Annotated in this window: 12 protein-coding genes and 2 pseudogenes; 7 read left to right on the top strand and 7 right to left on the bottom strand. The window is 41.4% G+C overall.

Annotation, left to right across the window (positions count from 1 at the left end; translation table 11 throughout):
* Positions 1-139: 139 nt before the first annotated feature.
* On the bottom strand, positions 140-1,162 hold the full coding sequence (locus TT11_RS07170; protein WP_370587818.1) for an AI-2E family transporter: 1,023 nt from the start codon (positions 1,160-1,162) through the stop codon (positions 140-142).
* A gap of 608 nt (positions 1,163-1,770) precedes the next feature.
* On the opposite strand from TT11_RS07170, the gene purM reads away from it, so the two are divergent.
* Together purM and purN are read left to right on the top strand one after the other, a co-directional pair.
* Complete coding sequence (purM, locus tag TT11_RS07165; RefSeq protein WP_261869793.1) at positions 1,771-2,832, top strand: phosphoribosylformylglycinamidine cyclo-ligase; 1,062 nt, start codon at positions 1,771-1,773, stop codon at positions 2,830-2,832.
* Entirely contained in the window at positions 2,832-3,524 is a 693-nt protein-coding gene (purN, locus tag TT11_RS07160) for a phosphoribosylglycinamide formyltransferase (RefSeq protein WP_261869792.1), read from the top strand. Before purM ends, purN begins: the two co-directional genes overlap by 1 nt.
* A gap of 171 nt (positions 3,525-3,695) precedes the next feature.
* Here the strand turns inward: purN and TT11_RS07155 are convergent, their stop codons facing one another.
* From TT11_RS07155 to TT11_RS07140, 4 genes and pseudogenes are all read right to left on the bottom strand, one after another.
* Entirely contained in the window at positions 3,696-4,424 is a 729-nt protein-coding gene (locus tag TT11_RS07155; protein ID WP_261869790.1) for an aldehyde dehydrogenase family protein, read from the bottom strand.
* Positions 4,333-4,530 (bottom strand): hypothetical protein, encoded by a 198-nt coding sequence (locus TT11_RS07150; protein WP_261869789.1) that lies wholly within the window; start codon positions 4,528-4,530, stop codon positions 4,333-4,335. Before TT11_RS07150 ends, TT11_RS07155 begins: the two co-directional genes overlap by 92 nt.
* Before the next feature lie 13 nt (positions 4,531-4,543).
* On the bottom strand, positions 4,544-5,071 hold the full coding sequence (locus TT11_RS07145; protein WP_261869788.1) for an aldehyde dehydrogenase family protein: 528 nt from the start codon (positions 5,069-5,071) through the stop codon (positions 4,544-4,546).
* Between the two features lie 404 nt (positions 5,072-5,475).
* Positions 5,476-6,464: pseudogene (locus TT11_RS07140) on the bottom strand (LysR family transcriptional regulator).
* Between the two features lie 684 nt (positions 6,465-7,148).
* On the opposite strand from TT11_RS07140, the pseudogene TT11_RS07135 reads away from it, so the two are divergent.
* From TT11_RS07135 to TT11_RS07125, 3 genes and pseudogenes are all read left to right on the top strand, one after another.
* Positions 7,149-8,736, top strand: a pseudogene (locus TT11_RS07135) (isocitrate lyase).
* A gap of 156 nt (positions 8,737-8,892) precedes the next feature.
* Positions 8,893-10,086, top strand: coding sequence for a CYTH and CHAD domain-containing protein (locus TT11_RS07130; protein WP_261869786.1), 1,194 nt, complete (start codon positions 8,893-8,895; stop codon positions 10,084-10,086).
* 53 nt (positions 10,087-10,139) lie between these two features.
* Positions 10,140-10,274: a hypothetical protein gene (locus TT11_RS07125; protein ID WP_261869785.1), complete on the top strand. Its 135-nt coding sequence runs from the start codon at positions 10,140-10,142 to the stop codon at positions 10,272-10,274.
* 140 nt (positions 10,275-10,414) lie between these two features.
* Here the strand turns inward: TT11_RS07125 and TT11_RS07120 are convergent, their stop codons facing one another.
* Both TT11_RS07120 and TT11_RS07115 read right to left on the bottom strand, forming a co-directional pair.
* On the bottom strand, positions 10,415-10,600 hold the full coding sequence (locus tag TT11_RS07120; RefSeq protein ID WP_261869784.1) for a hypothetical protein: 186 nt from the start codon (positions 10,598-10,600) through the stop codon (positions 10,415-10,417).
* Between the two features lie 40 nt (positions 10,601-10,640).
* Entirely contained in the window at positions 10,641-11,156 is a 516-nt protein-coding gene (locus TT11_RS07115) for a L,D-transpeptidase (protein ID WP_261869782.1), read from the bottom strand.
* 202 nt (positions 11,157-11,358) lie between these two features.
* On the opposite strand from TT11_RS07115, the gene TT11_RS07110 reads away from it, so the two are divergent.
* Both TT11_RS07110 and TT11_RS07105 read left to right on the top strand, forming a co-directional pair.
* A complete protein-coding gene (locus TT11_RS07110) occupies positions 11,359-12,174 on the top strand; it encodes a hypothetical protein (RefSeq protein ID WP_261869781.1) in 816 nt (271 codons plus the stop codon).
* Complete coding sequence (locus TT11_RS07105; RefSeq protein WP_261869780.1) at positions 12,159-12,563, top strand: hypothetical protein; 405 nt, start codon at positions 12,159-12,161, stop codon at positions 12,561-12,563. The genes TT11_RS07110 and TT11_RS07105 overlap by 16 nt, the downstream gene beginning before the upstream one ends.
* Positions 12,564-12,682: the final 119 nt, after the last annotated feature.

Raw genomic sequence — 12,682 nt, 5'->3', positions numbered from 1 at the left:
ACTATCAACACTGCGCCTATATATAACATATTTACAAAATGACTGACAAGTCTTTTACCCATTAAGCCTTATCAATCATTGCGTTCATACCCTAATATTACATATCAATCTTTATCTAGTGTATTCAATAATAAGATAATTATCTTTTTTCAAACAGTGCCAGTTGTTTACGGCCTTTATAAAAGTCAGTGGTTCGATAGTAGTTGTATAAATGGCGGAACAGGACATTTAAGACAGCGGACACTGGTAAGGCGATTAGCATACCGACAAAACCTAATAGACTGGCACCAGCCAATACGGCAAATATGACCCATAATGGCGATAGACCAATCTTATCACCTAACAGCAATGGTTGTAGGATATAACCTTCTGCAGCTTGTCCAATCAAGAACGCCCCTGCGACCAATGACAAATACGTCCAATCCAATCCGAACTGAAATAGGCAGGCGATAATAGCCGCGATAAAACCAATACCAAACCCTAAGTACGGTACAAAACTGGCAATGCCTGCTACCATACCAATGATAAGCCCAAGCTCTAATCCAATAAGCTGCAACTGTACAGCATAAATAGCGCCTAGCAACACCATCACCAGCAATTGACCTTTGATAAATGCCATCAAGGCCAGATCACATTCCTTAGCTATTTCAGTCACTTTTTGGCAGTAAGCACCTGGTATCGCCATTTTCCAGTTATGCAAACGCTGATCCCAATTAAATAGGAAGTAAAAGGTCAAAATAGGTACCAATACAATCAGACCTGCATTATTGATAAAGTTCATACTTGAGGTCAGTATTTGGCTCATCATGGTACTTGCATCAGCGAACTTATAGTTCGTTTGCATATAATCGACGAGGGTATCAGAAAACTCTTTAGATTCTAATTGGGGCAGTTTGATACGAGTATTACTATTGAACCACTCTCGTACGACTTGGTTATACCAATTAAATATCTTTGGCAAATAATCCCAGGCCGCTTGCAGCTGATGCCATAGTGTCGGTACTAACCACCATAATAATAACGCCATCCCCAAAGTAATTGTCGAGTAGACAATAATAATCGCGACCCAGCGCTTGATGTATTTTGATAGGCGCTTGACTAGGGGATTAAACAAATAAGCCAACATAAAAGCAAAAACGAAAGGCACGATGACGGGCATCATCAAATACAAGAGAAACACAGCCACAACTAACGCCACGACAATAAATAAACGCCGAAAAAAAAGGATCTATTGGTTGATTCATCATGGCAAGTAATCCTATAGTTGGACAGGGTTAAAAAAAGTGACAGGTTTGAAAAAGTGACAGGGAGTCAGTCAGTGATAGTGATTTCTAAATGGTATAACTATAGCCATCACGATGTGTCACTAGACGAATTGCTCTCTTTTCTCATTAGTTTTAGCTAGCTAGACTGAGACGTATCAACGTTCCTAAAAAATCTAATTTTTGATAAATTTATGTTTAGTCGTTTTTATTCTGTCAATCAAATTTGGACTTGTATTAAGGCCATTATTGACAATAAATTTAGCGTTCTATTATCGCAGAGTACAATAAAAAATCAGTCATTTTTTTGTTTCTTAACCGCTTATTTGCCACTTAATGCAAATCTTAGTCAAATATTGGCAAGTTGCTTTGCGAGTACGGTCTGTTTTTGGGTATAATGCGCGCACTGTCTTTAAACTTTGCTTTTGAACTTTATAACGCTGATTTTTGCGTGCTCAATTACTTTACCTTCTAACCCCAATTATCTATCCCCAACTGTGAGATGACTATGAGTGACAAGCCTTCTTTAAGCTACAAAGATGCCGGTGTTGATATCGATGCAGGCGATGCTTTGGTTCAGCGAATCAAGTCCGTTGCAAAAGCCACTACTCGTCCTGAAGTCGTGGGTGGACTTGGCGGTTTTGGTGCGTTATGCCGCATCCCAACAGGTTATACCTCACCATTATTGGTTTCTGGCACTGATGGCGTCGGCACCAAACTAAAATTAGCCCTACAGCTGAACCGTCATGACACGATTGGTATTGATTTGGTCGCGATGTGCGTCAATGATCTATTGGTTTGCGGCGCAGAGCCATTGTTCTTCTTAGACTACTATGCAACTGGTAAGCTGGATGTTGATGTAGCGGCGACTGTCGTGACTGGTATTGGTAATGGTTGTAAACTAGCTAACTGTGCGCTTATCGGCGGTGAAACTGCTGAAATGCCAGGCATGTATCAAGACGACGATTACGATCTAGCTGGATTCTGTGTAGGCGTGGTTGAAGAAGCAGAAGTTGTCACTGGTGAAAATGTCGCAGAAGGCGATGTACTGATTGCACTTGCCTCAAGTGGCGCGCACTCAAATGGCTACTCATTGGTTCGTAAAGTCATCGAAGTTAGCGGCGTGGATGTTACGAGTAGTGACGAGCAACTAGACGGCCAGCCTATTCAAGACGCTCTAATGGCTCCTACCCGTATCTATGTAAAAGCAATCAAGGCATTACAAGATACGCTTGGTAGCTCAGCTTTACATGCGATGTCACACATCACAGGTGGTGGTCTAACGGACAACCTGCCACGTGTACTACCTGATAACCTAGCAGCGAGCATCGATACCAATAGCTGGCAGTTCTCAGAGCTATTCACTTGGCTACAGACCCAAGGTAATATCGCACAGAGCGAAATGTACCGTACCTTTAACTGCGGCATTGGTTTTGTCATCGTTATGCCAAAAGACAAAGCAGAAGCTGCTATCCAAACCTTGACTGATGCGGGCGAAACAGCTTGGCAACTAGGTGAAATGGTCAAACGCAGCACTGATGATCAGGCGGATGCAGTGGTGTACCGTTAATGTCAACTGATAACGCAAGCCAGCCTATCAAACCATTGCGTATTGCTGTTCTAGTCTCAGGAAGTGGTAGCAACCTGCAAGTGTTAATCAATGCAATGCAAGCAGGTGCGCTACCGATTGAAATCGTTGGTGTTATCAGTAACCGTGAAGATGCTTATGCATTGACTCGTGCTAAAGATGCCAATATTCCAGTTGCGGTATTGTCACACGTTGCTAGTGGTAAACGTATGGGCATTAAAACGTTTGAAACCCATGCCAACGAGCAGCTAATAGCATGGCAACCTGATTTGATCGTCTTGGCTGGGTTTATGCGTGTATTAAGTGGCTCATTTATCGATAATGTACCAGCGCCCATGATTAACCTTCACCCTTCTCTACTTCCGGTTTATAAAGGTTTAGATACTCATAAACGAGTCATACAATCGGGTGAACGTCGTCACGGTTGTAGTATTCATAAAGTAACAGCGGAGCTTGATGCAGGTCAGGTATTGACTCAAGCCGTATTGAATGTCGATATCAACGACACCGTAGAGAGCTTGCAGTCACGCGTACAGAAGCTTGAGCATCAGCTATTACCTTGGACAATCCTACTACTAACAAAAAATGTATTATCAATTGAAACAAATAATACACCATTGCAAACACAAACTTATTTACCGACGTTACCTTTACAATTGCTTATAGACGGATAAGAATTCTAGCTTATTAAGCTGCTTTTAATACCACTTTATATAGCGCAATAAAAAGCCCAGCTACTCATTACGAGCAACTGGGCTTTTTTATTTGATAACTATTTGTTATTTACTGTCATTTAAAATCGTAAATAGTTATCTATTTAGCTAATTTGTCTAATTAGTTCATTTTTAGAATACATGAACCGCTTTGATGTTGACAAACTCTTTGATACCGAAGCCGCCATGCTCACGGCCATAGCCTGAGTTTTTCACGCCACCAAATGGCAGTGCAGGATTGGCAAGACCATAACCATTGATATAGACCATACCTGTATCAAATTGCTCACGTGCTAGACGAACAGCTTTCTCTTCATCTTTCGAGAAAATCGCGCCACCTAGACCATAACGACTGTCGTTAGCGATGCGCATTGCGTCATCTTCATCTTTGGCACGAATCAATGAAGCGACAGGGCCAAATAGTTCGTCATCGTATGCAGGCTGACCTTTTTCAACGTTCTCTAGAATAGTTGCTGGATAGAAGCTACCTTTACCTTCAGGTACTTTACCGCCAACAGCAATTGTTGCACCTTTAGCCACACTTTGCTCTACTTGCTCATGTAGCTGCTCACGTAAATCTGCACGTGCTAATGGGCCGATATCTGAGCTGTCATCCATTGGGTCACCCGCTTTAGTACCTTCAAACTTCTCAACGATACGCTTGCGGAATTCGTCATATACGCTATCGACTACGATAAAGCGTTTGGCTGCTACACAAGTTTCGCCGTTATTGATTAAACGTGCTTGAGTACAAGTTTCTACTGCAGTTTCAATATCTGCATCTTCTAATACGATAAATGCATCGTTTGAACCTAGCTCTAATACAGCTTTTTTTAATTGCTTTAGCTGCTTGCTGTCCAACGATCACGCCTGCTTTGTCACTACCTGTTAGTGTCACGCCGCGTACTTTGTCGTTGCCAATCAATGCTTCTGACTGGTCATGATCAATGATAATCGTACGGAACAAATCACTTGGTAATTCAGACTCGTGAAGAATTTTTTTCGATTAGTAGACCAGAGCCTGTTACGTTAGATGCGTGTTTTAGTAAAACACTGTTACCTGCCATCAAGTTTGCGATGGTATAACGGAATACTTGATACGCTGGGAAGTTCCAAGGCTGCATACCGTAGATGATACCGATAGGTTGGTACGTCACTAGCCCTTTTTTCATGCTTTCGATATCTCGTACATCATCAGCTAAAGAAGCGACGCCGTTTTCAGCAGTGTAATCACAAATGGCTTTACAAAGATCAATTTCTTGCATGCTCTGGCTGTGTAACTTGCCGCGCTCTTCAGTCATCAGTTTAGCCAGCTCTTCTTTGTATTCCATCAGCTTATCACCGATAGACTTGATGACACGACCGCGTTCTTCGTGGCTCACTGTACGCCATTCTAAGAATGCGTTATGTGAAGCATCGACAATCTTGTTGACTTCATCGTTGCTCATATAATTATAGTTACTGATTTCTTCGCCCGTGGTTGGGTTAATAGTAGTAATGTCTGACATAGTTACTGTCCTTATTATTCGAATTTATATTTGGGATTTATAATCGGGTTTATTGCCGCTTGTAGTTATTTTGCTGTGACAGTTTTAATTATGAAATTTACGTCGATAGCACAATCTATTGGTAGCTCGTTTTCTATCTGCCGTTATCTTAGCAAGCTATTTGATTAAGAGTTTTACAATATATTGTGAAGTGTGTTGAAGATGTTAATAGTGTGACTGAATTATTAAGTCTATCTAAATGTAAAATATCAACTATTAATCCCTAGAACATAAAAAAACCAGCCTAACGGCTGGTCTAATAACTATATAGAGTGGGAGATATAGGAAAATATGTTTATTAAAAATTCAGATAATCAAAGATATTTTGCTCTAATAAAAAAATAGATTCAACTCACACAAACCAATCAAAACAAATGATTAATAACCGGTATCTCTTGTGGTGGATTTTCTTCTTCAGCAACGACTTGTCGTGCCACATGCATAATTAGCTGACGTAACCAGCGATGGGCTGGGTGATGCTGCAACAAAGGAGACCATGCCATCGTAAGCTCAAACTCAGGAATAAAAAACGGCGGATCTTCCATCATAATGCTGTCATTATTCGCCTGCATTCTTGCCACACGCGTAGGCAAGGTCGCTATCAAATCTTTATTTGCTGCAAGCATAGCAGGCATTTGATAATGTCGAGTAAAGACACTGATTTGGCGTTTTTGACCAAGGCGCTGCAGGGCTTGATCGATAGACCCTAGTCCACCAGATTTTTCTGGATTGACCCCAAACCCACACCCATCCCTGTTTTTGATACCCAAACGTGCTGTGCTTTTAGATAGTTCTTTAAATTAAAACGATTAGCATAAGGACTGTCAGAAGATAAGAGGCAGCTAAAAGTATCACGCCATACTAGAACCTGATGGAAGCTTTGAGGTATCTCATTAAAACGGTTAATCGCTAAATCAACTCGTCCCTGCTCCATATCTCGATAAGAGACGTCTGATGGGGTCAAAAAGTCCAAAATAACATTGGGTGCTTCAGAACGTAGTGCTTTTACTAGCTTAGGTACTAGGGTCGCTTCAGCATAATCCGATGTCATGATACGGAACACACGAGAGGTACTATAAGGGCGGAATTCGGTACGCGGCTCCAACACCTGAGTCAAGTCAGCGAGTATCTCGCGGATACGTGGCTGTAGCTCAAGGGCGCGTTCAGTTGGCGTCATACCCTCAGATGAGCGTACCAATAATGGATCATTAAACAGCTTACGCAAACGGCGCAAGATATTACTCATAGCAGGCTGAGTAATTCCAAGCTGCTCGGCTGCGCGAGTGACGTTTTTTTCTCGTAGCAACACATCTAGATGGACTAATAAATTTAAATCAACCCGCTGCAAATTCATATTTGGTTCTCTTGGCTTTTGAATAAACGCCATATTAAGGCTGGCATTTGTAGTACTGCTACAATGATTTGTGCGCTGTAACAGCATAATTTCATTATTTTTTTACTAATTTTGTTCTAGTTTTTCCTGATAGATCTGCATTATAACTCATTCAACCTATCGTAAGACCCTGTTATATAAACATTATATCATACAGAAATACCAAAGATAACTATCATAAATTAGATAAATCTTGGTAAGGTGGTTATAGTGAGTTCTATAAAGGATTTGCAGCATAGAGGACGAACCTTAGGTTCATAAGCTGTTTTTATCCAATTAAATATTGTCGCTAAGTAATATATTAATGGTTTTTATCAGTCATTAAATACGGTTAATTGACCTCATTATTGTAACACCTCTTGCTACCAATTATGACATCACTGCCTATTAAGTACTCAGATACCTTTTAGATATATAGTGAGAATCGATAAATATTTATAAACCAGCAATTATTTTCAACTGTTGAGTTCAGCAAATTTCTTGTAATAGCCTAGCGGTTTGTTTAGGGTAAATAGAGCTTCGACAGATAAATGATAGACCAAATTTTGTATATTACTTTTTAGCACAAAGATTTTAGTAAAACGACAGACCCATTATTTTAACAATTAACTTATTTGTTTTTACACCCCACCAAGGAGACTATAGATGTCAACTGCATATAAATCAGCGATCGACTTAGTACGTGAATTAAAGCAAAAGCACGGCAACTGGCAGAACATTAGCGAAGTTGATGCTGCACGTATGATGTCACAAAACCGTTTCAAAACGGGTTTGGATATCGCAAAATATACTGCAAAAATCATGCGTCAAGACATGGAAGATTATGACAATGATACGTCTCAGTACACGCAGTCTTTAGGTGCATGGCATGGTTTTGTTGCACAGCAAACTATGTACGCTAAGAAAAAATATTTCGGTACGACTTCTAAAACTTATATCTACCTTTCAGGTTGGATGGTAGCTGCCCTACGCTCTGAGTTTGGTCCACTACCTGACCAATCTATGCACGAAAAAACATCAGTACCTAAGCTAATCGAAGAAATCTACACCTTCTTGCGTCAAGCAGATGCTAAAGTGTTGAACGACTACTTCCGTGAGCTAAACGCTGCTGAAGAAGCTGGCCAAGACACTTCAGCTATCCTAGAAAAAATCGAAAACTTTGATTCACATGTTGTGCCAATCATCGCTGATATCGATGCAGGTTTCGGTAACGAAGAAGCTACTTACCTATTGACTAAGCAAATGATCGAAGCTGGTGCTTGTGCCATTCAGGTTGAAAACCAAGTATCTGACGCTAAGCAATGTGGTCACCAGGCTGGTAAAGTAACGGTACCGCATGAAGACTTCATCTCTAAGCTAAACGCTATCCGTTATGCATTCCTAGAGCTTGGTGTTGAAGACGGTGTTATCGTTGCTCGTACTGATAGCGAGGGCGCATCACTAACGCAAAAAAATCCCAGTATCAAATGAGCCAGGCGATCTTGCTTCTAAATACATCGATTTCATCGAAATGGAAGAAGTAACGCTAGAAAATGCTCAAGAAAACGACAGCCTACTTAAGCACAACGGCAAACTAGTACGCCCAGTTCGTCTACCTAACGGTCTATATCAGTTCCGTGAAGAGACTAACATTGACCGTGTTGTACTTGACTGTGTAACGGCTCTAGAAAACGGCGCTGACCTACTATGGATCGAAACACCGACTCCAGACGTAGAGCACATCAAAATGATGGTTGACCGTATTAAAGAGCAACAGCCTAAAGCCAAGCTTGTATACAACAACAGCCCATCATTCAACTGGACGCTTAACTTCCGTAAGCAAGTTATCGCACAGTGGGAAGAAGAAGGCAAAGACATCTCTGCATACAATAAAGATGACTTGATGAGTGCTGATTACGACGGTACTGAACTTGATGCAGCCGCTGACGTAGCCGCTAAAAACTTCCAACGTGATGCGTCACGTGAAGCTGGTGTATTCCATCACTTAATCACGCTACCGACTTACCACACGACTGCTCTTAGCGTTCATGAACTTGCTAAAGGCTACTTCGGTGAAGAAGGCATGCTTGCTTATGCAGCTGGCGTACAGCGTAAAGAAATCCGCGAAGGTATCTCTTGTGTTAAGCACCAAGCAATGGCTGGTTCAGACCTTGGCGATGACCACAAAGAAATCTTCTCAGGCGATAACGCTCTGAAAGCTGGCGGCGGCAAGAACACGATGAACCAGTTCTAATAACCGACAGACTAGCAATATTTATCAAAAAAACCGCCCTACATCATGTAGGGCGGTTTTTTTTATTGCGGTTTAAATAATCAGAGAATGGTAGACTAATAATGGTTTATCACAACCATCGATCAGAGCCATCAGTCAGAATTATTAGGAGCTAATATGCAAGAGATAGAGCTGAAGTTTTTGGTACCAGAGTCGCGACTAAAGAGTTTGATGCGTCAAACACACGTTAAATCCTCACAAGTGACACAACTGGCTGCACACTATTATGATACGCCTGACCAACAGCTTGCACAGGCAGGTATCGGTCTGCGTATTCGCAAAGAAGGCGATACATGGGTCCAAACCATTAAAGCTGGTGGTGATGGTATCGCGGCACGCTTGGAGCACAATGCCGTACTCGATAATGAGCAAGTACAAGCGATGCTCGATAATAATGAGCTGATGCCTGATTTAGCGGTATATCAAGACACTCCAGTCGCTGCAGCATTGGCTGACTTTAAACTTAAAAAGCTAGCGAAAAACCTGACACGACTTTATGTTACTGACGTCGAACGCACTACGCGGTTGCTAACAGAAAGTAATGAGGATGAAGCCGATAACTGTATCGAAATGGCTTATGATCAAGGAGAGATTATTCATGGTACTGATGACTCGCTACGCAAAGCTATTCAAGAGATAGAGTTTGAACTGGTGTCAGGAGATTTAGATTTTCTATTTACGACTGCCAAAACCTGGTGCAAGCGCTATAAGCTGTGTCTATCTACCGTTACCAAAGCTGAAAACGGTAGCTTACTTATTAACGGACAAAATCACAGTCCAGCGGTCAACGCAAACCTAAGTCAATTGCAAATAGACAAAGACAGTAGTGCACCTACCTTTATACGTGTAGTCGTACATAATTGCTTATTGCAGATATTACCAAACAGCAGTGCTATCGTCGCTGGCAGTATAGATGACGATCATATTCTACAGTTGCGGATTGGTATTGATCGCTTGCGTACTGCGTTGAAAGCATTTGCTGACTTCTCTGATGAGATTAACCCTGAATGGCTGCCGATACTAAAGCAAACTGCAACCTTACTTAGCGATTACTATCAACTTGCTTATATTAATGCACAGATCGAACCTGGGCTACAAGCATGTGGCGCGCCTGCCGTTGACTGGACGACAGATATTGAAAATATCAAAATCACGCCCATCAATACGCTGCAAGCCAATGACTTTCAGATAACGCTGTTAGAGCTGATTGCCTTTACCATGAGCGACCCAAGCATTGAACCTCAGACTGATCAGCTTGCCCGCGATAAGCTAACGAAAGTCCTTTCTAAACAATATAAAAAAATGCCTTAAAACCAATAAAAAAATCTGCTGAAGTAAGTGACGAAATAAATGATACCGAGCTTGTGAGCGATGACATAGAGGTAAACACAGACATTGATGATAATGACCACACTGAAAGCGAGCTGCTCAATCAGTTAAGAGATTTGCGTTACATCAGTGAATTTTCTACGCCTTTACTAAGTAAGAAAAAAAGCTAAGAAGAAAACCAAACATTGGCTAAAAAGGCTGATAAAAGCGCAAAAAGCGTTAGAACAACTGAATGATGATAATCAACATCAGCAGTTTTATGAATTGAAGTCAAAGACAGATGCTAATGCTTTATATGGTGCGGGTTGGTTTACGGCCATACTGACTGATGACCAGAGTCATATTGATGCACGTTTAGCAAAATTTGCGGATAGCTCAACGTTTTGGTAGAAGTAGGAATATTATTTTTATGACGGATACTGATTTCATAAAGTAATACTGCTCCATAAAAAGACAGCTTGTTATATAACAGGCTGTCTTTTTTTATTGTGTTCAAATAGTTTCCGTAAGCGCCATAGCTAAATGTGCAACATGTCCTAATTAGCTACAATCGTAACAGGCATACCCTCTTCTACTTGCTCAAATAATTCTACAATATCTTCATTACGCATACGGATGCAGCCATGTGATAGCGGAATACTCATTGGTTCAGTATCTGGTGTACCGTGAATATAGATATAGCGCTCATAAGTATCGCAACCACCTTTGCTATTACTACCTTTGTTTAACCCTTCTTCAAGACCGCTTAACCAAAGAATACGGCTTAATATCCAGTCACGCTTTGGATGTAGCTTACCAAGATTTGCATCGTATATCTCACCTGTCGGCACACGTCCGACAAATACCGCATTCATAGGCTCGCTACCACCTATTTTCTGTTCAATGATATGCTTGCCGATCGGCGTGCAACCACTATCCTGCTGACTACCAATACCATTCTTTGCAGTGGAGACTACGTATCTCGCAACCTCAGTCTGCTGCTGGTACATCGTTAATGTTTGCTCAGCGATATTAATCACGAGTTGTTTATCAAGCGTCTTATTATTGGTCATAAATGCTTCCGACTATCAGTCATTCATCAGATTACTATTAAGGTTGTTAGTAAAATGATTGAAAATTTCTATTATCAAGGGATTGTATCAAGACATTTGGCACCGTAATATAGGGGCACACTTTTTGATGCTAGCAGATTATGACGACTATTTCACCGACACGTGTGTCGATGTATGATTTTTATATCATGATACCCAGCCTATGCTGTCACTTTTGGCCGATGCAGCACAGCTTTCTCTACCGCAAGCTCGCTTAGGGATGGATGCCAGTCTACAAGCCATCGTAAGTGCATTGCTCGCCTATCAGCAGCGTCATCAGGGACAAGCAGTCAGCAAAAAGCTGTTTAGTCGTAGTGCTGTCAAAGAGTTACGACAGTATAACTCAATGAACTTTGCCACCATTAGCGCCACACTCTACCATCGTCACGATGCGGCAGATGCTGTATTTAGCGATAATGCCCGTGTCATAAAAGCAAGCGAACATATCGCTGAGAATATTGATGCAACGATGCAGCAGGCTCAAACTCTACTCACCTCTTTGTGCGTGATTGTGCTGCGTGAATTGGCTATTCTGACAGAATACAGTCAGCTAGACAGTGATGAGATCAATAAATGGTTTGCGCTACAACCACAGTTTTTATCAGTGGCACGATTTAGCCCAGAGCATACGCATACCTTATCTGCTGAGACAGAAAACAATAGTGACCTGCCCAAATCAACTACTGAAGCTGTTGAAGCGATAGAGAACAACTCAGAGAATAATGCGGAGCGTACGTTACTAAATGCTGAGCAGTTATCAAGCATTCCACCTTCTTTTGATCCTTACTGGTATGAACTGTCCGGATTCAAACCTGAAAACTATGAACCTGTGCAAGATATGCAAATGGCAACAGGCAATTATCTAAAAGCCATTGGGCGTTCACCTGACAATCTACAGCAGGGTCGTCACAACGATATGCTAGTATTTACGGAGATGCATGCCGTTGCCTTACCACATCAACGTTGCTGCTTCAATTAGCCAAAATCTCAGATATCTATCTCAGTCGAAATCGACTGCGCGTTAACTCTGAACCAGCCAATCCGCCTAAACCGCCTTTAGTAAGTTTGGGACTAATCGGCGGCAATAATGATAATACACCAACCACCACTAGTGAAAAGCCCATCGAGTATGAGGCTTCTACACCGCTATGGAAAAATCCTGTCATTCTTATCATCATACTTGTCGTTGGTGTCCTTGGTGCGCTCGCTACCTTAAAATACCAATCGCAAAAATCTGACGGTGCCATCCTTGCAACTGAAGAAGTATTAGAACAAGATGCCATTGATGAGCGTCAACAGCAAGATGTGGCCATTGTAATGGTAGATGAAGATGAACCTGACATTGCAAAGACAGAAAAAGCTGAATAAAAAGCTTTACTATTAAGACAGCTATCCTCAAAGCAACCATTTTAGCAATCATTTACTAACCATAAAAAAGAGACCCTATCAATATAGAGTCTCTTTTTTGTTGTGCGATCTAAGTTACG

The organism is Psychrobacter sp. JCM 18901 (genome assembly GCF_000586435.1).
Lineage (GTDB): Bacteria > Pseudomonadota > Gammaproteobacteria > Pseudomonadales > Moraxellaceae > Psychrobacter.
This window is presented reverse-complemented; position numbering and strand designations above follow the sequence as displayed.

What these genes read in the sequence shown, in the direction of transcription:
- TT11_RS07115 (WP_261869782.1), bottom strand. Translation starts at nt 11,156, where the DNA reads ATGACCAATAATAAGACGCTTGATAAACAACTCGTGATTAATATCGCT.
- purM (WP_261869793.1), top strand. Translation starts at nt 1,771, where the DNA reads ATGAGTGACAAGCCTTCTTTAAGCTACAAAGATGCCGGTGTTGATATC.
- purN (WP_261869792.1), top strand. Translation starts at nt 2,832, where the DNA reads ATGTCAACTGATAACGCAAGCCAGCCTATCAAACCATTGCGTATTGCT.
- TT11_RS07170 (WP_370587818.1), bottom strand. Translation starts at nt 1,162, where the DNA reads ATGATGCCCGTCATCGTGCCTTTCGTTTTTGCTTTTATGTTGGCTTAT.
- TT11_RS07110 (WP_261869781.1), top strand. Translation starts at nt 11,359, where the DNA reads ATGCTGTCACTTTTGGCCGATGCAGCACAGCTTTCTCTACCGCAAGCT.
- TT11_RS07145 (WP_261869788.1), bottom strand. Translation starts at nt 5,071, where the DNA reads ATGTCAGACATTACTACTATTAACCCAACCACGGGCGAAGAAATCAGT.
- TT11_RS07130 (WP_261869786.1), top strand. Translation starts at nt 8,893, where the DNA reads ATGCAAGAGATAGAGCTGAAGTTTTTGGTACCAGAGTCGCGACTAAAG.